Source organism: Vibrio tarriae (assembly GCF_002216685.1).
Classification (GTDB): Bacteria; Pseudomonadota; Gammaproteobacteria; order Enterobacterales; family Vibrionaceae; genus Vibrio; species Vibrio tarriae.
Genome location: NZ_CP022352.1, coordinates 948,978 through 970,416, shown reverse-complemented (window position 1 = coordinate 970,416; position 21,439 = coordinate 948,978). Strand labels below are relative to the sequence as shown.

The 21,439-nt window shown below is 47.5% G+C and carries 15 protein-coding genes and 1 pseudogene; 9 read left to right on the top strand and 7 right to left on the bottom strand.

The features are described from left to right. Positions 1–8 precede the first annotated feature (8 nt). Positions 9–3,167, bottom strand: coding sequence for a chitinase C-terminal domain-containing protein (locus tag CEQ48_RS04890; RefSeq protein ID WP_089070452.1), 3,159 nt, complete (start codon positions 3,165–3,167; stop codon positions 9–11). Between the two features lie 545 nt (positions 3,168–3,712). On the opposite strand from CEQ48_RS04890, the pseudogene CEQ48_RS04885 reads away from it, so the two are divergent. Both CEQ48_RS04885 and CEQ48_RS04880 read left to right on the top strand, forming a co-directional pair. Continuing rightward, positions 3,713–4,860 (top strand): annotated as a pseudogene (locus CEQ48_RS04885) (iron-containing alcohol dehydrogenase). A gap of 128 nt (positions 4,861–4,988) precedes the next feature. Then, on the top strand, positions 4,989–5,606 hold the full coding sequence (locus CEQ48_RS04880) for a lysoplasmalogenase (protein WP_198301091.1): 618 nt from the start codon (positions 4,989–4,991) through the stop codon (positions 5,604–5,606). On the opposite strand, the gene CEQ48_RS04875 is transcribed toward CEQ48_RS04880, so the two are convergent. The 3 genes from CEQ48_RS04875 to CEQ48_RS04865 are packed head-to-tail and all read right to left on the bottom strand — an operon-like array spanning position 5,603 to position 10,504. Further along, the gene (locus tag CEQ48_RS04875) at positions 5,603–6,865 is read right to left on the bottom strand and encodes a sigma-54-dependent transcriptional regulator (RefSeq protein WP_089070450.1); all 1,263 of its coding nucleotides are present in this window, start codon (positions 6,863–6,865) and stop codon (positions 5,603–5,605) included. The two genes, CEQ48_RS04880 and CEQ48_RS04875, sit on opposite strands and share 4 nt — an antisense overlap. Continuing rightward, positions 6,840–9,212, bottom strand: a complete 2,373-nt coding sequence (locus CEQ48_RS04870; RefSeq protein ID WP_089070449.1) for a sensor histidine kinase — start codon at positions 9,210–9,212, stop codon at positions 6,840–6,842. The genes CEQ48_RS04875 and CEQ48_RS04870 overlap by 26 nt, the downstream gene beginning before the upstream one ends. Then, positions 9,209–10,504, bottom strand: coding sequence for an ABC transporter substrate-binding protein (locus CEQ48_RS04865; RefSeq protein ID WP_181710623.1), 1,296 nt, complete (start codon positions 10,502–10,504; stop codon positions 9,209–9,211). Before CEQ48_RS04865 ends, CEQ48_RS04870 begins: the two co-directional genes overlap by 4 nt. Positions 10,505–10,780: 276 nt before the next feature. Here CEQ48_RS04865 and CEQ48_RS04860 point away from each other — a divergent pair, with 276 nt between their 5' ends. Both CEQ48_RS04860 and pyk read left to right on the top strand, forming a co-directional pair. Continuing rightward, positions 10,781–12,160, top strand: coding sequence for an MFS transporter (locus tag CEQ48_RS04860; protein ID WP_089070447.1), 1,380 nt, complete (start codon positions 10,781–10,783; stop codon positions 12,158–12,160). Positions 12,161–12,241: 81 nt separating this feature from the next. Then, entirely contained in the window at positions 12,242–13,702 is a 1,461-nt protein-coding gene (gene pyk, locus CEQ48_RS04855; protein WP_089070446.1) for a pyruvate kinase, read from the top strand. A gap of 125 nt (positions 13,703–13,827) precedes the next feature. On the opposite strand, the gene torS is transcribed toward pyk, so the two are convergent. Continuing rightward, complete coding sequence (gene torS / locus CEQ48_RS04850; protein WP_089070445.1) at positions 13,828–16,728, bottom strand: TMAO reductase system sensor histidine kinase/response regulator TorS; 2,901 nt, start codon at positions 16,726–16,728, stop codon at positions 13,828–13,830. An 87-nt stretch (positions 16,729–16,815) separates the two neighbouring features. Here torS and torT point away from each other — a divergent pair, with 87 nt between their 5' ends. Both torT and CEQ48_RS04840 read left to right on the top strand, forming a co-directional pair. Continuing rightward, positions 16,816–17,808: a TMAO reductase system periplasmic protein TorT gene (torT, locus tag CEQ48_RS04845; RefSeq protein WP_181710622.1), complete on the top strand. Its 993-nt coding sequence runs from the start codon at positions 16,816–16,818 to the stop codon at positions 17,806–17,808. A 54-nt stretch (positions 17,809–17,862) separates the two neighbouring features. Continuing rightward, positions 17,863–18,318 carry a methylglyoxal synthase gene (locus tag CEQ48_RS04840; protein WP_000754102.1) on the top strand — a complete coding sequence of 152 codons (456 nt, stop codon included), beginning with the start codon at positions 17,863–17,865 and terminating at the stop codon, positions 18,316–18,318. Positions 18,319–18,386: 68 nt separating this feature from the next. Here CEQ48_RS04840 and pncA read toward each other — a convergent pair whose 3' ends face one another. Together pncA and CEQ48_RS04830 are read right to left on the bottom strand one after the other, a co-directional pair. Next, positions 18,387–19,007, bottom strand: a complete 621-nt coding sequence (gene pncA / locus CEQ48_RS04835; protein WP_089070443.1) for a bifunctional nicotinamidase/pyrazinamidase — start codon at positions 19,005–19,007, stop codon at positions 18,387–18,389. A gap of 96 nt (positions 19,008–19,103) precedes the next feature. Then, complete coding sequence (locus CEQ48_RS04830; protein ID WP_181713318.1) at positions 19,104–19,646, bottom strand: phosphatase PAP2 family protein; 543 nt, start codon at positions 19,644–19,646, stop codon at positions 19,104–19,106. Between the two features lie 443 nt (positions 19,647–20,089). Between CEQ48_RS04830 and CEQ48_RS04825 the strand changes: the two genes are divergently transcribed. From CEQ48_RS04825 to CEQ48_RS04815, 3 genes are all read left to right on the top strand, one after another. After that, on the top strand, positions 20,090–20,446 hold the full coding sequence (locus CEQ48_RS04825) for a diacylglycerol kinase (RefSeq protein ID WP_032470187.1): 357 nt from the start codon (positions 20,090–20,092) through the stop codon (positions 20,444–20,446). Between the two features lie 166 nt (positions 20,447–20,612). Continuing rightward, on the top strand, positions 20,613–20,897 hold the full coding sequence (locus tag CEQ48_RS04820; protein WP_000054775.1) for a PepSY domain-containing protein: 285 nt from the start codon (positions 20,613–20,615) through the stop codon (positions 20,895–20,897). Next, positions 20,890–21,426, top strand: a complete 537-nt coding sequence (locus tag CEQ48_RS04815) for a cytochrome b/b6 domain-containing protein (protein ID WP_001118402.1) — start codon at positions 20,890–20,892, stop codon at positions 21,424–21,426. Before CEQ48_RS04820 ends, CEQ48_RS04815 begins: the two co-directional genes overlap by 8 nt. Positions 21,427–21,439: the final 13 nt, after the last annotated feature.

Genomic DNA, 21,439 nt, shown 5'->3' with positions numbered 1-21,439 from the left:
TCAGTCACTTACGCCTGAGGGCAAGTCACGTCTTTCCAGAACCAGTTAGATTGTGTCGGTGATTCCCATACACCTGGGCTGTTTTGAGCCACAAAACATTTGCCGTTATAAATGACAGTTGCACCATTTTTCACTTGGGTAGAGCCGGGAACCCATTGGGTGACATCACCCGTTGAGCCACCACCTGTGCCACCGCCAGCGTTACCGCCAGTATCGCCTCCGGTATTACCTCCTGCAGTCAAATCGGCGACAGGGAGATCCGGCTGCTCAAAGCTGAAAGCGTATTCCACATTGTTGATCTTCACTGTGTAGTTCGCTGGGCCTGAAATTGGCAGGTAGTAAACCATATCCAATTCATAGGTTGCCCCTGCAGGAAGTGATTTCCAAGCGGGTAGAGAGAACGCCACGCGATGCATCGTACCGTCTAAGCCGCCAATGTTATTGGCACGAGTATGACCCGACGCAATCACTTTCAAGCCGCCGCCCGATTGATCCTTCGCGTTATCTGGCGCTGAAACCGGAATATCGAATTGGAATTCCGTTCCTCCTGGAATATCAACACCTGTGTTGTTCGTGAAGGTAATCTTCGGATTGATTGGGTAGTTTTGGTCACCGACTTTGAAGCCACCGACTTTCACCGCAATATTCACCGCTTCAGCAGGGATTGCTCCTGTCGCTACCTTGTTACCATAAGGCGTGGCGACTTTGAACTTGTCGTAGATAGCTTTGGTCATGGTATTACCCATGTGGTATTCACCTTTACCGGTGGTACACGCTTGCTCGGTAGGATCCACTGAAGTACGTTTGCCGTTGGCATCAAGGTTGTAACAGCTATAGTCACCCGCCAACTCCCAGAACATGATACCGCCAATCTCTTTGTCGATAACATAATCGGCTTTCACATCAATAGACTGTTTATCTTCGGTAGATAAGAACACTTTCTTCTCTGCGTTCCACAACCAAGGAGCAACGGCCACACTGTCATAATTACGTACATAAGTACCGATCAGCGGTGTGGTAGTTGGATCGAGCTTGTAAGCGGCTGCGTATGAACCCCAAATACCTTTTTCTAGGTTCTTCGCATGCCACATTGGGTTAGAGCCTGCGCCCATTTCGTCACCCGCAGCGTTAACGTCATGCCACATGTTATCAACACCCGTTGCACCGTGACCACAGTTGTTTTTCTCCCCTTCACCGGTGCCTGGTGCACAGAGGTTTTGGTTCGGCAGTGCTGCACGGCCCCACAGACCATTTTCACCACCGGTAACACCTTGCCAACCACGGGTGTAGTAAGGCACACCAATGTTGATACGACCCGCTGGCATTGAGCCACGGAAGTAATGGTATGCCCAGTCAGTGTTCAGGTAACCGATACCGCCGTATTGTGCCGTGCCGTAAACGTTCCACTGTGCCAATTCAGAGTCTTTGCCTGTGTCGTAGAGCGCGGCGTTGTGACCCACGTGATCGTTCCATGCACCATGTAGGTCATAAGACATGATGTTGACGTAGTCGAGATACTTGGTGACATCGAAGGTTTCCATACCACGTAGTAAGTAACCAGAAGATGGCGCGGCGATCGTTAACATGTAATGGTGACCATCCTGCGCAGAGGCTTGGTCAAGTTTTTCACGCAGAACCCGCATCAACTCTTGGTAAGAAGCCCACAGGTAAGCACGACGTGGCTCCATAAAGGCTTTATCATCTGGGTTTCCTGCCCCAGCCATGGAGGTTGGGTATTCGTAATCGATATCCACACCATCAAATTTGTACTTACGGATCATTTCAACTGCAGATGCCGCAAATTTTTCAATCGCTGCGTGGTTGATGGAACCATCAGCATTAGTGGTCATGGTGTAGAAGCCACCATCAGCCACACGGTTACCGTTCGCATCAAAATGGCCGCCAGTTTCTGCCCAACCGCCGATAGAGATCAGGGTTTTCACACCGTATTTTTGTTTGTAAGTGGCTAGAGCACCAAAGTGGCCTTTAAAGCCTAGTGTTGGATCAATTTCAACCCCTGGCCACTCTTTACCAACAGCCGCGTTATTTGGATCGTTCACATCACCGACATTCACTTTGCCATCCGAACCAATGCTGACAAACGCATAGTTAATGTGAGTCAGTTGTTCCCAAGGAATGTCTTTGACCAAGTAAGCGGCTTGCGGGTCATCGCCTGAACGCCAACTGGTAAAGTAACCAATCACACGACGTGGATGATCCACTCCCATTTTCTCGCGGCCATCTTCATCGTAAACGGTACAGTATGGTACTTGTACGCCTTCAGTTTGGTACAAGCCATCAGGACGACAGCTTGCGACTGGTGCGATGCCATTCACCACCAACGTTGCCAATGCAGAATCAGTCGTTGCCCCCAAGTTGTCGGTGGCACGCGCGTAAACCGCTAGTGAACCCGCTTTGGTTGTCGTGTAATTGAGGGTGTAAGGTGCTTTCGCCGATGTGCCTACCAGCGCACCACCAACATAGAAATCCACTTTCGCCACTGAACCATCAGAATCTGCGGCATCGGCGGTCAGAGTCACAACAGTGCCTACATCTACCTTAGCCGCAGAGAGAGCAACCGCCACAGTTGGTGCTTGGTTCACCGGTCCTGTCGCTTCTGTCACAGTCAGAGTCACAGCATTTTTGGTGCTAACAGCACCTTTGTCATCAAACGCAACTGCGCTAAATTCATGAGTTCCTTTGGTGGCAGTCCAGTTTGTTGTGTACGGTGCTTTGGTTGCTTGACCAACCAGTACACCATCAACCGAGAATTCAACACGTGCAACCGAACCATCAGCATCGGACGCATTTGCTGCGAGTGTAACCACATCTCCGGCTTTCACCTGCGCAGTAGCAAGCGGAGCAGTTAACGTCACACTAGGTGCTTGGTTGGTATCGCCAGATATAGCACACGAATCCAGAAGTTTCCATTGAGCATAGTTGCCTGAGAATTTTTCCGGATCATTATTTTGTGTCCAATAGTTGGCCTGATAAGCATTGCCCTTGTGCTGCACTTTGGCACCACCAGTGTAAACCGCAGACGATTGCCATTCAGCTAACGTCGAGCAATCCACTGCTGCATAGCTGCTGAAAGCCATTAAACATGAAGCGGTTAAAGTGCTTAGCGTAAAAACACTCTTCACAGCCTTTCCTTCAAGTACACGCATTGTTGTTTTCCCTCAAGTTATTGTTTCAATAATTAAATAAACCACGTCGAAATCGGCTCACTTAAATTCTTGCGTAAAACAACTTTAGAATAGAGGGATAATTTGGCACTCGGAAAAGTGTGAATTTTAATAATGACTCGCAAATGAGTGTCTGTTTTATGCAACCTATACGGAGTTATTTTGCATCAACAACTAATTCCTCATTAATTTTTCACTATAAAAAAAAGCCCCGATTTTCAGAACAAAATACGGGGTTCAACAAATTTTGTATGACAATTTTTCCTAATGGGGAAGGCAAGCCTACAGCTATGCTTATTGTTACAAAAGAGTAAACATCATTAGTTTGACTTCCTCTTTTATCAATCCTTTAGCTTGAAGTGGTCATTTCATCGCACAATACACAAAATTTCCTCGCAAAATGGCCTATTGTGCCTGGAAGATGCGTAATAGCATTCAGCCTATAAAATTGTGGGCAAACGGCAGCTTGGGCCGCTCGTTTTTCCGATTCACGGCTACTCCAAAAACCATACTAATGAGGTGAGCAGATGCAGTTTAGTTACGTCAACCCAACCATGATCCACTTTGGATAGGGCAGATCGCCAGCATCCGTCGGGATATTCCAAAAAATCACAAAGTGTTAGTGCTGTATGGTGGTGGTTCCATTAAGCGTAATGGTGTTTATGATCAAGTCGTTGAAGCATTGAGCGAACATCAATGGGTTGAGTTTTCCGGTGTTGAGCCTAATCCAACCAAGGAAACACTGGATAAAGCGGTGCACATAGTGAAAAACCAACACATTGACTTTATTCTTGCTGTCGGCGGTGGCTCGGTCATCGATGGCTCGAAGTACGTGGCCGCAGCGGCATTTTATGAAGGAGATGGTTGGGATATTTTGACCGGCCAACACACAGTGCAACAAGCCACACCGATCGGCGCGATTTTGACTCTGCCCGCTACCGGCTCTGAATCCAATACTGGAGCGGTAATCACCAAAGCAGAAACTCAAGATAAATTGGCGTTTCTCTCTCCCGCCGTTCAGCCACGTTTTGCCGTGCTTGACCCTGATGTGATGAAGAGCTTGCCAGAACGCCAGTTGGTGAATGGTTTAGTCGATGCTTGGGTTCATGTTTGTGAACAGTATTTGACACTCCCCACTCAAGCCATGGTGCAAGAAGGCTATGCCGAAGTACTGCTACGCAACCTGCTAGCCTTAGGCACAGATTTTGCGAATCGAGACAATGACGCATGGCGAGCCAATTTAATGTGGACCGCTAACCAAGCGTTAAATGGCTTAATTGGCACTGGCGTACCGCAGGACTGGGCGACGCATATGATCGGTCATGAGCTCACTGCGTTATGGCATGTCGACCACGCTCGTTCGTTAGCAATTGTGCAACCTTGGCTGCTACGCAATCAACTGGAGCACAAAAAAGCCAAACTCGAACAGATGGGCAAAAATGTCTTTGGTCTACCGCAAACCGACGATTTAACGGAAAAAACCATTGCTGCCATTGAAGCTTTTTACCACCAACTGAATGTGGCGACTCGATTTGGTGAACACGGCATGGCAAAAGAGGCCGCCGTCGATGCGGTATTGCAGCAACTGACAGCCCACGGTATGCATAAACTGGGTGAACAAGGCTCGATTGACTTGCAAGAGTCACGCAAGATCTTAGAAAACGCCTTGTATTAAATCTGAGCCAAGCCACGCTATTCGTTAGCCAGTAAATCCTGTTACACTCTTGCAGCACGCCAACCCAATACGGATGACGTGCTGAATATTTTTGGGTTTCTTTATGACACGTTATTGCGGATAGAGTTATGTGGCTGTTGATTATTGCTCTTTGTGTTGTTCAATTAATCACGATTGATCACGGTCCACGTTGGATGTTCTATCTCTCGAAGCCCACCCCGATCCTACTGATGGCTTTGTCGATTGTGATCACCCCTAACCCATTATCCGATTTTGCGTGGTGGATCGTCGCAGGCCTTTTGCTCTCAGCGCTTGGCGACATATTACTGATGCATCCAAAGGATAAATTTGTCTCTGGTTTGCTGGCATTTCTTTTGGCACACATCGCCTATACGCTCGGTTTTAGCACCACCATCACCGCCTTTACATGGTGGCCACTCGCCATTTGGTCAGCGTTGGGCGTGATAGCCTTTTTATTGCTACTGCCCAATCTTGGCAAAATGATATTCCCAGTCGCAGGCTATATCGCAGTCATCGTATTGATGGCATGCGCCGCTACCGAGTACTGGCTCAGCTACAATAACAATGCCTCACGCCTCGCTCTGATGGGAGCGGCCATGTTTATGCTCTCAGATATGGTGTTAGCCATTGACCGATTCCGCTCCTCATCGCAGTTTTCACGGCATGTGGTAATGTTTAGTTATTACAGCGCACAGAGTTTGCTCACCTTATCCGTGATCCCTTAACCACGGGCTTTAAACGAATCTTTCTCTAGACCGTGTTTTTTCATCCGCAAGTAAAGCTTTTTGCGCGGCACTTGCAGGTAATTCGCGGCATCTGCCACGCGGCCAGAGAATAAAAACAGCGCATCTTCAATCACTTGTTTTTCGTAGTCATCCACCAACTCATCCAATGGCGAGAGCATCTCTTCTTGATTGTAGATACGCTCTTTGCCCGCCAGTTTTACAATGCCAATCGCGTACAATTCCGCCACGTTACGCAATTCGCGTACATTCCCCGGCCATTGGTGGGCGCGCAGCAAGGCGAGATAATGTGGCTCGACATTCGGCATGGGTTTCCCCAATTTGTAGCAGCTCTGTTTTAAGAAATAGTGAAACAACGCTGCGATGTCATCCGGTCTTTGGCGCAGCAAAGGCACATCGATCTGCCCCTGATTAAGCAGGTAGTAAAGCTCTGGCAGAAGCTGGTTTTGTGCAATCAACTGTTCGGGAAGCTGATCAATCACTGCAATCACTCGTGTTCTTGGGCGATTGAGCCGCTCTTGATTGAGCAAGCTCTGCACCAAACTACGCTGCACTTCTTCTGAGAGCAACTCAATATGGTCAATCAACAAGGTTCCCCCAGCACTTTCCTGTACCTTAGGTTCAACCATGCTCCACTCTGTTTTCGCTGAGGCGATTAACTCAACCAAGGGCAAGTTGCCGTTATTGATGGTCAGTTGATGGATAAGATACGCAATGGTGTGCCGCCCACAGCCTGACTCTCCCACAATCACCACATGGCGATTCAGCAGCGCATATTGCGCCACATGGGAGCGGATTTGCTCCATTTGCGCCGATTTACCGACTAATTCGCGCTTCACCGAACGTGATAGCAGTAGTTTTTGCTCGATGAACGAGCGACGCAGCTCAAGATGCTGTTTGATCAGTGTGAGCAATTGCGGAGGATTGATCGGTTTTTCAAGAAAATCACACGCGCCCATTTTCACCGCTTCCACCGCCATAGGAATATCACCATGGCCCGTGATCACAATGATTGGGATTTTGTCATCTACGGCTTTGATCTGCTTGAGCAATTCCATACCATGCAACTGCGGCATATACATATCAAGCAGCACAACACCATTCCAGTCTGGCTGGATGTGGTTCATCGCTTGGGTTGGATCGATGACTGCTTTAGCAGTCAAACCGGCAATCGACATTAAATGTAGATACGAATCCAACACATCCTGATCGTCATCAATCAGTAGTACGGTACTTTTCATCTTGCTGTAACTCCAAAATTACCATTGCACCTTTTTCCAGATCGGAGGCCAGTGCAATTCGGCCTTGCATCTTCTCAACTAACGACTGGCAAATGCTCAGCCCGAGCCCCAATCCCACCTCTTTGGTGGTGGTAAATGGGGTAAATAATTTGTCTACGACATCGTGTTCAAACCCCGGCCCACTATCCACTATTGCAATACGCAGCATCCCTTTGCTCGTGTTTTCCAATTCAATCAGTTTAACCCACGACCGTGCACTGGTGGTTGAAGCATCACAACCGTTAACAATCAAATTGATTAATACTTGCTCCAAACTCAACGCATCCGCCATAACCGTTAAATCATCGGATAACTCGTTAATAAGCTGAACCTGTTGTCGTTTGGCTTTGGTGTGCACCAATACGAATGCTTGTTCAACAACGCTGTTTAGGCGCATCGGCTGCAAAGATTCATCGCTGCTATTTTTGCGGGCAAATTGGCGCAGACTATTGACGATTTTCCCCATCCGCGTAGTTAAACTTTCAATATGATCGAGCGATTCCGCAAGTTGAGCTTGCGGCGTTTCTTCTAGGGCCAATCGGGCGGAAAACAGATACGTCGACATCGCACTCAACGGCTGATTCAGTTCATGAGCAAGGCTGGTCATGGTCTGCCCGACTACTGCCATTTTCGCAGCTTGAATCAATTCACCTTGCGTTTTTTTCAAGTGCGCTTCTGCACGTTGGCGTTCTTCCACTTCCGCCTGTAACTGACGGTTTTTCTCACGCAGTGATTGGGTTTTCTCTTTGACGCGTTGCTCCAATAAGCGATTGGCGTGCTCTTGGTCAGTAACATCCGTAATGGTCACAATGATCTTGTCGTTCAGGCCTTGGTTGTAACGCCGTAGATACAAGCGTAAGTAATAAGGCTTTTCAGGATTACCAAGCGACAGAGTTAAACTATCAGCGCCTTTACGTACTAACTGCCCCTGCTCATCAAAGAGTTGGCTCACTTTAAGTTGTACACGCTCAGAAAAGCAGCTCCATAAAGTGAGCGGCTTGATAATCGATTCCAACCGCAACGTCGCCATAGCACTCGGGTTGGCGGATTCAATTTGCCCGAGCAGATCACAAGTGATCAAGCTTGCCTGCGTGTTGTTGATCAGACTTAACGCGTTAGTGCGTTCCATCTCTTCCACTTTTTTGCCATACATGATCAGTTGTTCACTCAAGATGCCGATTTCATCTTTACCATCGACAGTGATCGGGTGAGAAAGATCGTTATGAATAATCGCATCTAGGCTTTCACTTAATCGATGTAAGCGTCCGACAATACGTTTATGCACAAAATAGTACATCAGAAGTAAGCTCAAGCCGATGGAAAGCCCAAAACAGATCAACAACACTCGGTTGCCTTCTTTCACCAATTGGGCGGTCTGTTTTTTGACTTGCACAAACAGTGCATCAGCGTTCGCCACCAAATCCGCAATAGACATATGCTGCTGATTTAACTGAGTTTGTAGCTGCTCACTTGTGCTATCCAAATGCTGAGTCAGCACCACCATATCACGCAAACTTTGGTGAAAATCACCATCAAGGCGCAAGACATCACGCCACTCTTCCAACAATTGTTGATAAGCGATTGACGATGGCTGAGAAAACAGTGGTTGGCTTAATCGGTTTAATTCATCAAGCCGATACTGCAAAACACGCATACCGTTATCCACTTGGGTGAGATGCTTGGCTCTAAGCAGCTCATCCACAAACAGAAAGGCTTGTGTCTCCCCATCCAGAATGGCTTGGATCAAATTGATGGTTTGAAACATCACTTGAGCTTGCGGCTGTGCAGCACCACCTCGTTCTAATTGCCACTGCAATTCTTGACGCATTGGTGACAGCTCCATCCCAATATCTTGATGCAGCCAATCCAACTGTTCAGCAAATAGGGCTAAACGGCGATTGACGTCAATACGGGATGAAACCAGATCATTAATATGCAACGTAGTTTGTTGAAGTTCGGTATAACCCTGTTGCAGTGCCGCTTGTTCTTCCGTTTCCTGCAAACTTGCTAACGCCGAATGGATAGCGGCGAAATCGTCCTGCAAACGTTGATATTGCTGGTTCAATATAACTTTGCTGGTCGCGCTGACGATCAGTTGAATTCGACGCCGGATCTCTGAACTGCGTGTTTCAAGCACATAGCTGGTGTTGTATTTCGGCACGCTCTGATTAAGTAATTCTTCTACTTGATAGTCCAACCGACTCCACGTTCCCCACGCCACCAAGCTGACGATAGTGAGCAGAGAGGTGCTTAATGCAAACGCCAGCAGCAATCTTGCGCCGATAGTATGGCGAGTGGTCAGGCTCATTGCGCTTCCTCAGCAAGCAAAATTTTCAATTGCTGATTGGCTTGCTCTAACTGTTTTGCCAAACGCGATTGCCATTCATGCCCTTTTTCTGCAAGCAGCATGGCATGTTCAGCTTGTTGTTCCTCATTTAGCTCTGAACTTGGAGAAAGTAGGGTTGCCAGTGTATCAACTTCTTGTTCGGTGATCGGCATAGCAAAGACGGTTTGTTCTATCTGGTCAATTTTGTCCAACACAGTAGGACGCCGAGCAAACTGCGCCTTCGCTTCAAGCACCGCGAGTAGGGTATCTTTCAACTGCGGCAGTTGCTTAGTAATCGCAAGATCGAATAAGGCGTTAATGCACTCTTCGCGGCGAATAATGCTGCCCATAGGTAAACGAGTAAATTGTTCATTAAACAGCGATTTATCTTGGAGACTGTGTTTTGCAAAATCGTTCCCTTCCATGTTGGTTTGTACTGAGGTAGACATGAGAAGTTCAATAAAGGCTTTGGCGTATTGGTCATTGTGATTTTGTCTGACTTGCGCGACATAGGTTGGCATTAAGGTAAAACTCTCGTCGTACGCAAACTGCACGTAATCGAGTTTACGACCTAAAATCAAGGCATAGCTGTCGATGGTCGGGCCGATACCAAATTGACCATTAGCAATATAGTCACTCACCCCAAAACTTCTGGCTGACGCGGTCGCCAAATTGGCACCCACTCGCAGCAAAATCTCCCACCCTTTTTGCCAACCATATTTGGCTAGAATACTTTCCACCATCATCTGCGTTGTACCTGAACGTGAAGGCGTACTCATGGTGACATGACCAAAATAGATAGGCTTAGCCAAGTCAATAAATTGTTTGGGTTCGGGAAGTTGATGGGTTTTGAGGTAATCTTGGTTCCATACTAAACCCGCGCCTGAGTAACCAATCGTCGCCACCTGTTCGGTGATGGGCAGTGCATAAGGCTTCAACCATTCCGGAGTTTGCATCGGCTCTGGCAAAGTGACCAGCTTGCCGCTCTCCGCTAAGTGCTGCATCAAATAAGGTGATGAGCTCAGCACCAAATCAATGTTCTGGATATAGCTCTTGTTAAGCAGCTGCACGCTGGACTGAGCGCGTCGGTGAATAATTTGCACTTCAATCCCTTGATAGCGACGGCTGAACTCCTCAACTAATGGCAATAAGGGCTCACGTGAAAAAGTCGTGAGGATCACCAACTCCCTTTCACCAGCTTGAGCCGCGGTTGGCAACATGCCAAAACTCAGTAGGACACTGGGCAAAATTAAAGCAAAAATCCATCGCTGCATTCGATAAACCCCTAGATTTTGTGCGTTCACTCAAATCTCTATCAATTGTTCAAAAAAAGTCGCCAGCGCATTTGGGTCAACTCTGACCTCTATTGCCATTAATATTATCAGCAATTGCTTATCTACCGAGGGGTAAATTCCCACTTTTGACTCGTTCATACCGTGCAATTGAGTCATTTCTGTCCCAAAAGGGTGACTTTGAGCGCAAATTTGCTTTGGATGATGATGCCTCCCGACAAACAGCCCGTTTGATCTTGTGAACTAGGGAGAGCTCTTATGCTTAATTTCTTTAAAACCCGCCCCGACCTGCCTTTAAGCAGCATGTCAAAAGCGGAAATGCAAAAACGCTACAAAAGTTATCAGTGGCAAGTCTTTATTGGCCTGATTTTCGGTTACGCTATGTTCTACGTTGTACGTATGGCACTCGGCGTAGTGAAAAAACCGATGCTGGATGCAGGTATCGTAACCCTCGAAGAACTCGGTATCATGGGTTCAGCATTCTTCTTTACTTACGCATTTGGTAAGTTCTTGAACGGCTTCCTGTCTGACTATGCCAACATTGGCCGCTTTATGTCGTTCTCGCTGCTGCTGTCTGGCATCGCCTCCATTTTCATGGGGATGAACACCGTCGCGTTCTTCTTCGTTCTGCTATGGGGTTTGAACGGTTGGTTCCAGTCGGTCGGCTCTGCACCATCATGTGTATCTCTCTACCAATGGTTCTCGCCAAGACAACGTGGTAGCCGTTACTCCATCTGGGGTGGCTCACGTAACATCGGTGAAGGTATCACTTGGATCCTAACCGCAAGCTTGGTGAGCTATTTCGGCTGGCGCGCAGGCTTCATCGGTGCAGGTATCGCTGGTGTCGTGGCTTCTCTCATCATGTTTAAACTTTTGAAAGACCGTCCACAAACTTACGGTATGCCAGATCCAGGTACAGCGTTTGACGAAGGTACTGAAATCAAAAAAGCCAACGACCCGAAAGAAACTCGTCGTGCGCAAATGTTCATCCTGAAGCAACCAGTAGTATGGCTTATCGCTCTAGCTTGTGCGGCGATGTACATCTCTCGCTACGCAATGTCTTCTTGGGCGGTACTGTTCCTGCAAGAACAAAAAGGCTACTCACTGATTGACGCGGGTTTTGCCATGTCTATGTACCCAACAGCGGGTCTAGCGGGTGCAATTTTGTCTGGTGTCTTGTCTGACAAAGTGTTCAACGGTAACCGTAACATCCCGAACCTGCTGTACGGATTGACTAACGTCGCGGGTATGTGCCTGATGTTCTTCGGCCCAGATAACCGTGTTATCGACGCTGTGGCACTAAGCATGATCGGCTTCTCTATCGGTGGTCTGGTAGTATTCCTTGCAGGTCTTATCGCTTGTGACCTGATGCCGAAAAACGCAGTAGGTGCAGTAAAAGGTCTGATCGGTCTATGTTCTTACATCGCCGCTTCTGCTCAAGAACTGATCTCTGCATCACTGATCACAGTGACTGAAGTTGAAGGCGTAAAACATTACGACTTCGGTAACGCTCAGTACTTCTGGCTAGCAGCAGGTGTGGTTTCAGTACTGCTCGCGCTGACAGTGTGGAATGCGAAGAAGGTCGTCGATATCGACGAAGCAGAAGGCAAGCCTCTGAAAACTCAAGCAGCCTCTTAACCTACGCCAAGCAGGAGCCTAGCTCCTGCTTACTTTCTCTTTTTTATTTTTCTTGTTGAGCGTCGTTATAGGAATTGCAATATGTGTAAAACCAAAATCGTGGCCACTTTAGGCCCAGCTAGCCAAACTCGTGAAACTCTGACTCAACTTATCCAAGCTGGCGTGAACGTAGTTCGCTTGAACTTTTCTCACGGCAGCGCTGAAGAACACATTGCCCGCGCGGAAATGGTGCGTGACATCGCGCAACAGTTGAATGTGAGCGTGGGTGTATTAGTTGACTTACAAGGTCCTAAAATTCGTATCGCTTGTTTTGAAGAAGGCGCGATTCAACTCGCTGCAGGCGACACTTTTATTCTGGATGGGAATTTAGATCGTCAAGCTGGTACGCAAGAGCGCGTGGGTTTAGATTACCCAGAGCTGATCGATGACCTGAAAGTGGGCAATATCCTGCTACTGGATGATGGTCGCATTCAACTGGAAGTGACAGCGGTCGATACGCAAACTCGTATCGCACACACTGTTGCACTGAATAGCGGCAAGCTTTCCAACCGTAAAGGTATTAACTTGCTCGGTGGTGGCCTATCGGCTCCTGCTCTGACAGAGAAAGACAAGCTCGACATTATTACCGCCGCTGAACTGCAAGCAGACTTCTTAGCCGTGTCTTTTCCACGTAATGCCGAAGACATTGAATACGCACGCCAACTCGCCGTACAAGCAGGTTGTCATGCACACATTGTCGCGAAAGTTGAGCGTGCCGAAGTGGTAGCCACTGAAGAAGCGATGGACAGCGTTATTCGCGCGTCAGATGTGATCATGGTTGCTCGTGGTGACTTAGGGGTTGAGATTGGCGATGCTCGTTTGCCAAGCGTACAAAAAGCGTTGATCGCTCGTTCCAAACACTTAGGTAAACCTGTGATCACCGCGACACAAATGATGGAATCCATGATCGAAAACCCATTGCCAACACGTGCAGAAGTGTTAGACGTGGCGAATGCGGTGATTGATGGTACTGACGCGATCATGCTTTCTGCGGAATCAGCCGCGGGACGTTACCCCGTTGAAGCAGTACAAGCCATGGTGCGTATCGCCCAAGGGGTTGAGCACGAAACTCACTGCGCGCAAAATTGTTGGGATGCGCTACAGCATCTGTGCAACGATGCGGGCAAAAGCTTCGCTCTGTCATCGATGATTTCAGCATCCAAAGTGAATAAAGATCTCGGTGTAGCGATTGTGACTGAGCAAGGTGAAACGCCGCTTTTGATGTCACGCTGTCAAAGCCAAGCCACCATTTGGGCAGTGTCTGACAAGCCAGCTCTGCTGCGTAAGCTCTCCATTTTGCGTGGTGTCACACCAACGTACTTCCAGCATTTAGACAAGCAAGGTGATATTGCTACTCAATTGATCCAATTGCTGCGCAAATCTGCGCAAGAGAAAAAAATATCGTCCATTCTCGTGACTCAATTGGAGTCTGTAGAAGGGGTTGGTCACATTAACGTGTGCCGACTACTGAATTTGGCGCAACAGGAAGAACTGGTCGCCTAACCCAATTAGTGACGCGGAAAGTAGGGTTCGGCGTCACTAATATCCCCCATAACTTTGTAATCATACTCTCCCAAATGCTCCACATAGGGATTTGACCTGCGCTTGTCGCAGGTCTTTTTTTATACTTATTTCATGTCACTCAACGTTTGAACCAGCGCACTTTTCGCGTGTTCCACCGCCTCGACGAGTGGGCTAGCTTGGAATGCTTTCGCCGGGGAATCCGCTTGCTCAATTTGCTGACAAAGCTGGTACAGCGCCGTTAACCATAACGCCCCCGCAGAACCTTTTAACTTATGAGCTTGGCTTTTGATCTGCGCATCGTTATCCTTCTGCGCTTCACAAATAACGAAGAACTCGGCACAGCCCTGTTCAAAATAGCCGACAATTTCTCGCATTTTCTCTACACCAAGGATCTGCACATCCTGTTCAAACTTAGCTTTATCAAGGACTGCAACATCTTCCGTTAACGCTGAAGTTTTCACTGTCGAGAATTCGTGTTGCGATTTGCCGTCAACGTCATGCCCTCCCCTTCCGGTTAACTGCCGACGTAACATGACCGCCAATTGCTCCTTGACCAGCGGTTTAGGCAGATAACCATCAAATCCTGCGGCTAAATATCCCGCAACATCTTCATTAAACACATGAGCAGAAACGGCAATAAAAGGGATCACCGCATTATGAATACTGTCTTCCATTTGGCGTAAATCACGCAGCAGATCAACCCCATTCCCATCGGGCAAATGAATATCGAGTAGTGCAATGTCAAAGCGTTGCTGCTGGAAGCAGAGTTTCGCCTCTTGTACGCTTTTCGCCAAGGTCACTTGATGGCCGAGACCGGTTAAAAAGCCTTGTGCGACCAAACAGTTGACTTCGTTATCTTCGACAAGCAGCACTTTAGCGACAGGCACATCATCGACCGCTAGTGCTGGCGTCTCAACAGGCTGTCCAACCGCTAACGGTAAGGTAAACCAGAAACAGCTACCTTGACCGAGCTGCGAAGCGAGTTGCAACTCGCCGCCCATTGCTTGCACCAACTTACGGCTGATCGCTAAACCTAAGCCAGTGCCACATTGTTTTCGGCGGCCGGCTTCGGCTTGAGTAAAGGCGTCAAACAAGGTCGCTTGCTCCTCCTCGGCAATCCCAGTGCCCGAGTCTTCCACTGCAAAGCGAATGCCTTGCCCATCGAGGCCTAGGCGGATACTAATACGCACTTCGCCCTGCTCAGTAAACTTGATCGCGTTGCCAACCAAATTATTGAGCACTTGTCCGATACGGATTTCATCACCTTGCCAGTATTGCGTGACATCCTCATCAATGTGGTAAGTGAGGCTGATGCCTTTTTCTAGCGCCCGGCTTTGCATCAGATCGTAAGTTTCACGCACTAATCGATACAAATCGAAATCAGTTTGATGAATCTCCAGATGTCCCGCTTCGATTTTGGAGTAATCGAGTACATCGTTAAGGATTGCCAACAGCGACCGTCCGCTACGGTTTATCACCTGTACATAGTGCTGTTGAGTGGAAGTGAGCGAGGTTTCTTGTAGTAAACGCGCCGTGCCCAACACACCATTCATTGGGGTACGAATTTCATGGCTCATGGTGGCCAAGAAGGCTGACTTCGCGCGGCTGGCCTGTTCCGCTTGATAACGCGCTTTGGCATGGTTAAGCACTTCTTGATTGAGCTTATGGTTCATCTCGCTCAATTGATGAGTACGCTGCTCGACCAACTCTTCCAAATGTTCTTTGTGCTGTTGCAACTCGCGTTTGGCTAGCACTTCACTTTCTACCACCACTTTGAGCGCTTTGGCGGTATCTCGCGCATGGGCAATCGCCTGCCCCATCTGACCCAGTTCATCATTGCCTTGAGTCGAGATCTCAACTTCGAGCTGCCCTTTGGCCACTGAGAGCAGCGCCGCGGTGTGTTGATCGAGACGCTGAATGACCGAGCGATAGACAACCTTCCACACTATCCACACCACAATCACTAAGCCGAGTAACCCCAGTACGGTCAAGATCAATTGTGCGTAATAGAGGGTGTTAGAGAGTTTACTCACCGCGGTGGTTGTCACTTGATTTGACGCATCGACCAGTTGGTTGACGGTATTGTTGAGCTTGGCGAATTGAGTCAAGCTACCTTGCAGTAATTGTTGCGCAGCCTGTTCATTGCTGTAGCGCTGTTTCAGTAGCTCGAATACGATGCGGCGCTTTTCTAGTTCGCGCAATAAACCGATCATTTGTTTAGAGCGGGTCGGATCTTCCACCGCTTGTACACGGCGCTGCATAATGCTTAAGTTGGCAGCAAATTCGCTATCTAAAGCTAAAATCCGCTCTAAATCGGTCACGGTTTGCGTTTCTTCAATCTCATTGAGCACCTTAAAAGCCAGAAGATGCAGCTCATGTAAGCGCTCCGCCAAATCCAAATCGACTTCCACCAGATTGTCTAATGCCTGATAAACCTGCGCTTGCTGCTGCTTTTGCAATAAATCGTAGATGTGCGTGACATTGGCGACCGCAATCGTGCTGGTATTGAGCACTTGGGTGCGGGTTAACTGTTCCAGCTCTTGCGCCAATTTACGCATCTCTTTGACGCTCGCACTCAGTTGGCTCTCCAGCGTGAGTCTGTGCTCAACGCGCCGTCCCAATTGCGCCAGAGTATCAATTACGTTTTGCACATCTTGCTCTAACCTATCCAGCAGCACGCTATCAAACGCCTCCTCTCCCAATTGTTGGATATGGGTGAGTAAAGTTTCTAACTGCGAGAAAACCTTCTGCCCTGCGGCTTGGTGTTCTTGCTCATTTTTGGCGTTAGACAGAGTCTGCACAGAGGCAATGATTTGATGACTAAGTTCGGCCACTTGGCGCGCCTCGATCATCGAAGGAATGGCATTATTGACTACATCGCGCTCGGTTTTCGCGACCAGAGAAAAGCCTAAAACACCGATCAGTGCCGAGAGAAGCACGAGCAATGCCATCGCGCTGAAAGAAAATAAGAGCTTGCGACCAATACTGGCTTTAGCGAGACGCATGGGGAAAACCTTCTTGTTGACTTCTTCTGCGTGACGGATTGGGCTATATTGTGCAGTGTTTACTCCGGTTCGCCAACGAATAACCTCATGCCAAATCTGCGTTTGCACTCATTTTCACTGATTTCTGCACTTTTGCTGCTCTCTGCACTTCCAGCAACAGCGGCGGAAAAACTCTGTGCGCTTTACCCTCATCTCAAAGACTCTTACTGGCTGTCGGTCAACTACGGCATGGTGGAGGAAGCGCGTAAACTTAACCTCAATTTGCGTGTTATGGAAGCGGGTGGCTACCCTAACCACAGCAAGCAACAACAGCAAATTGCACTGTGCGTACGTTGGGGGGCAGACGCCATTTTGCTTGGCACCGTATCACCCGAGCTGTATCAAGAGGATTTGGCACGTTACACACGCTCAATCCCTGTGTTTGCTACGGTGAATCAGTTGCTGTTGGATGAGAAACAGCAAGAACACCTAAAAGGCGAAGTGGGCGTCGATTGGTATTGGATGGGTTTTTACGCGGGTGAATATTTAGCCCGTAAGCACCCCAAAGGCAGCGGCGACATCAAGATTGTGGTGCTGCCCGGTCCTGCTTCCAGTGGCGGGACAAAACCCGTTTTACAAGGGCTGCAAGAGGCGATTCGTGACAGCGACGTGCGCATTACTGAAATTTTGTGGGCGGACAACGATAAAGAGCTACAACGTAATTTGATACAGCAAGCATTAGAGCAACCGAACGTGCGTTATTTGGTTGGCAGTGCGGTGGCGATTGAAGCGGCGATCAGCGAATTGCGTTCACTCAATAAAAGTGACCAAATCGGCCTTATCGCAACCTATTTGAGTCATGGTGTTTATCGAGGATTATTACGAGGCCGTGTTGAATTTGCCCCAAGCGATCAAATGGTCGAACAAGGCCGCCTTTCAGTACGTCAAGCCGCGGCATTTTTGCGTCAGCAGCCGTACGCTGTGCTACAAGCACCTAAGATTGAAGCGTTAACCCCTAATCACCTAGAGAAAAAGATCATTGCAGATTCGTTATCTCCGTCCGAATACAGGCCCGTATTTCAAGTAAAAACGGTTGAATAAACTCGAAAATTTGGTTATCAAACCTCTCATCCAAAATCATTAGGAAATGTACCCATGAAAAAAACCACCCGCACTATGGCAGCGCACAAACACGTTGCTCTTGTGGCTCACGATAACTGCAAAGGTGAACTGCTGCGCTGGGTAACAGAGAACAAGGAAAAACTGCAACGCCATTTCCTGTATGCCACTGGCACCACGGGGCATATGCTCAGTAAAGAAACGGGACTGGCGATCAAAAGTATGATCAGCGGCCCAATGGGCGGTGATCAGCAACTGGGCGCGTTAATTTCTGAAGGCAAAATTGATGTGCTGATTTTCTTTTGGGATCCACTCAATGCCGTTCCGCATGACCCCGATGTGAAAGCGCTACTGCGTATCGCCAGTGTGTGGAATATTCCCGTCGCCACCAACCGTGCCAGCGCTAAGTTCCTGTTTTCTTCCTCTTTGATGGAGCAGGAAGTGCAAATTGAAATTCCGGATTACCAAGCTTATCTCGCTGAACGCACCTAACACTTGATCTAACCGCAACCATGGCTATTTCTTGAGATAGTCATGGTTATAGAGCCTGAGGTAGATCATTAACCCGCAAGCAACTGCTGAGAGGTGATCAACTGACACCCTGCCGTTTGCATCGTGTGCCATGCAGCCGCGCAATCACCCTCATTGAGTTCAACGCCACGGCAGGCATCCTGAATCACCCAAGTTTTAAAGCAGAGTGAAACCGCATCCAACGCCGTAAATTTCACACAGTAGTCGGTGGCTAAACCTGCAATGTAAACCTCTGAAATTCCCTGATTACTCAAGTATTCGGCCAATCCTGTAGCATGGAAGCGTTGGTTATCATAAAAACCACTATAACTGTCGACTTCAGCATGAGTGCCTTTGGTGACAATGTGCGTAATCCGCTGCACATCCAACCCTGCTATAAATTCTGCGCCATGGGTATTTTGCACGCAGTGATCAGGCCACATCACTTGTGGAATACCATTAAGGTCAATGACTTCGCCCGGAGTTTTCCCCTGCACGGACGCAAAACTCGCGTGTTTGGCTGGGTGCCAATCTTTGGTGGCAATCACATGTTCAAAGAGCGGAAGCAATTGATTAATCACAGGGACAACGGCATCCCCATCCGGTACAGGCAGCGCACCGCTGGGTGAAAAATCATTTTGAATATCAACTAATAGAAGTGCTTTGGCCATTCATTCTCGCCTATTAATCATAAAGTGCTAGATTTGCTGGGCATAGAATAACATCCCCTTCACGCTCTGGCATTATGCTACCGCGTCATCACCACATCAGAATGACAAACTGGCGTAAATTCCTGTTTCGTCGCCATCAAAATAAGGCACAAGCACTAAATTGGTGGCGGAGATCCCCCCAACAGTAATCGCATATTGAATGCCAGTGGCTAATGCCATGCCGGCGGCAACATCTCGCCAGTAATGTTTATTCGCATCAACTTGTGAATAACCCACTAGCGCTGCCGCAGCGTAAGCTGGGATACCGTAAGTTGAACCATACCGAAACTGCAGATAAGCCGCCCCTTGGCTCGCTGCTGATGTATGGCCAGAAGGAAAACTTTGGCTTCCTCCATTTGGACGTTGGGCATCAACCGACAATTTCAGCGCCTCCGTTGCCGCCGCAGTCCAGAATGCCCCCTCAGCCAACTGCATCATCCCTTCACCATCCATATGAATGGCCGTAATCAATCCAGCGGTAAGAGGAATCCCGTATTGAGCAATATCCCCATATACCTCTAATTTACTTTTTTCAGCTGCATAGGAGATTGGAGAGGTACACATAACTATTGAAATAGCCAATAACTGACGAGGCGTCATAATAAAATCCCTATTATTTATTTTTTAAATGGTATTCTTTTTATTCATTTTCCATTGGCTTGTGGTGAATATTAAGTTCAAACACCCCACCACCAATCGTACTTATTATTACTATTGACCGTGAAAACTTGTCGATAAAATAAGTAACAATTTGTAATGATCCATCAATACGCATCGCGAGCATTCGTTATGAATGCAGAATTCATGCCGAATAAAGATATCAATTAAATCCCATGTCTAAAAAATCAACAATTTTAATAACAGAATTACAACTATTATCATTTACCATTGATTCATACATCCTAACTCTAGCCTTGCAATTAAATCTTAAAAAATACTTAAGAACACAAATTTTAATGAAAAAAAACCTTATTAGTTGGCAGCTGATGATAAATCTTTATAATCCGTAGCCATTCAAAAACAAACACAACATGACAAACACTATGAAGCATTCACGTACTGGTATAGCGCGTATTTTTTACGCGACTGGGTACTCGATGAAAGGATTTGCCGCTGCATGGAAAAATGAAGCAGCCTTTCGTCAAGAGGTTGCCTTAACGTTACCCTTAACCGTTCTTACCTTTTTCTTATCTGTGACGAAAGTTGAACAAGTATTACTTGTTGGCTGCCTTGTTCTTATTTTAATCGCTGAACTTTTAAATTCTGCCGTTGAGGCTGTCGTAGACAGGATTGGGGCTGAACATCATGAACTCAGTGGACGGGCGAAAGATATTGGCTCTGCCGCTGTATTTGTTGCGCTCTGCTTTGCAGCTTTTACTTGGGCTTGGATATTGTTGTAAACATCCGTTGCCATAGAAACAATTTTAAGGGTTTGCGTCAGCAAACCTTTTTTATTGGACTAAGATTATTGGGTTCAATTATGAACGCATTCTAACCGTATTCTTAAGTATTCATTAAGATTAAATCGGTAAGATGAAGTCAATGCATAACGTAAAGGAGCGCATTATGTCACTACTCAAAATTTCTCGTCTGTTCGCTATTACTTCTCTTGGCTTAGTTTCTGCGGCAGCATTCGCTGACCCGACTTGTACAACAGAACCCGAAAGCAGTTGGATTCCTTTTGAACAAGCTCAGCAACAAGTGGAAGATATGGGCTATAAGATTAAAGTGTTCAAAATCACCAAAACCAGTTGCTATGAATTGTATGGTCACGACCAAGAGGGTAAACGAGTCGAAATCTATTTCAACCCAACCAATATGGAGAAAGTAAAAGAGGAAAAAGATGGCTAAACCATACACATGGGATCTTTTTGTTCGAGTAACGCATTGGTTGGTTGCCGCCCTTTTCTTGGCTAATTTTTTTGCAATTGAAGAGGGCAGTGATTTACACGAATGGGTTGGCTATGTGGTTATGGGAGCCATTATCCTGCGTTTAGGCTGGGGGGTAATCACTCACTCCCCTGCTCGGCTAACGGCTTTTACGCCATCCATTCCCAAAGCCATTGAGCACATTAAAGAAGTGGTGCGAACCAAACAAGATAATCACACTGGGCATAACCCTGCTGGTGCGATTATGATTTGGGCAATGTGGTTTTTACTGCTCGCCACCGGTTTATCGGGTTGGATGAGTGAGTGGGATCTGTTTTGGGGTGAAGACTGGATTAAAGAGGTGCATGAAACCTTAGCTAATCTGACCATGGCTGCCGTTGCCGTCCATGTGTCAGCGGTCATTATTATGTCTAAATTTACTGGGCATCCTTATGTGCATGGAATGCTGATCGGGCATAAAACATCTTCACAAAATAGTGAACAGTCTTAATTGAAAAAGGCGA

Coding starts and splice junctions, on each gene's coding strand:
- torS (WP_089070445.1), bottom strand. CDS start 16,728: ATGCGTCTCGCTAAAGCCAGTATTGGTCGCAAGCTCTTATTTTCTTTC.
- pncA (WP_089070443.1), bottom strand. CDS start 19,007: ATGGCCAAAGCACTTCTATTAGTTGATATTCAAAATGATTTTTCACCC.
- torT (WP_181710622.1), top strand. CDS start 16,816: ATGCCAAATCTGCGTTTGCACTCATTTTCACTGATTTCTGCACTTTTG.
- CEQ48_RS04865 (WP_181710623.1), bottom strand. CDS start 10,504: ATGCAGCGATGGATTTTTGCTTTAATTTTGCCCAGTGTCCTACTGAGT.
- CEQ48_RS04820 (WP_000054775.1), top strand. CDS start 20,613: ATGTCACTACTCAAAATTTCTCGTCTGTTCGCTATTACTTCTCTTGGC.
- CEQ48_RS04825 (WP_032470187.1), top strand. CDS start 20,090: ATGAAGCATTCACGTACTGGTATAGCGCGTATTTTTTACGCGACTGGG.
- pyk (WP_089070446.1), top strand. CDS start 12,242: ATGTGTAAAACCAAAATCGTGGCCACTTTAGGCCCAGCTAGCCAAACT.
- CEQ48_RS04840 (WP_000754102.1), top strand. CDS start 17,863: ATGAAAAAAACCACCCGCACTATGGCAGCGCACAAACACGTTGCTCTT.
- CEQ48_RS04880 (WP_198301091.1), top strand. CDS start 4,989: ATGTGGCTGTTGATTATTGCTCTTTGTGTTGTTCAATTAATCACGATT.
- CEQ48_RS04870 (WP_089070449.1), bottom strand. CDS start 9,212: ATGAGCCTGACCACTCGCCATACTATCGGCGCAAGATTGCTGCTGGCG.
- CEQ48_RS04890 (WP_089070452.1), bottom strand. CDS start 3,167: ATGCGTGTACTTGAAGGAAAGGCTGTGAAGAGTGTTTTTACGCTAAGC.
- CEQ48_RS04815 (WP_001118402.1), top strand. CDS start 20,890: ATGGCTAAACCATACACATGGGATCTTTTTGTTCGAGTAACGCATTGG.
- CEQ48_RS04830 (WP_181713318.1), bottom strand. CDS start 19,646: ATGACGCCTCGTCAGTTATTGGCTATTTCAATAGTTATGTGTACCTCT.
- CEQ48_RS04860 (WP_089070447.1), top strand. CDS start 10,781: ATGCTTAATTTCTTTAAAACCCGCCCCGACCTGCCTTTAAGCAGCATG.
- CEQ48_RS04875 (WP_089070450.1), bottom strand. CDS start 6,865: ATGAAAAGTACCGTACTACTGATTGATGACGATCAGGATGTGTTGGAT.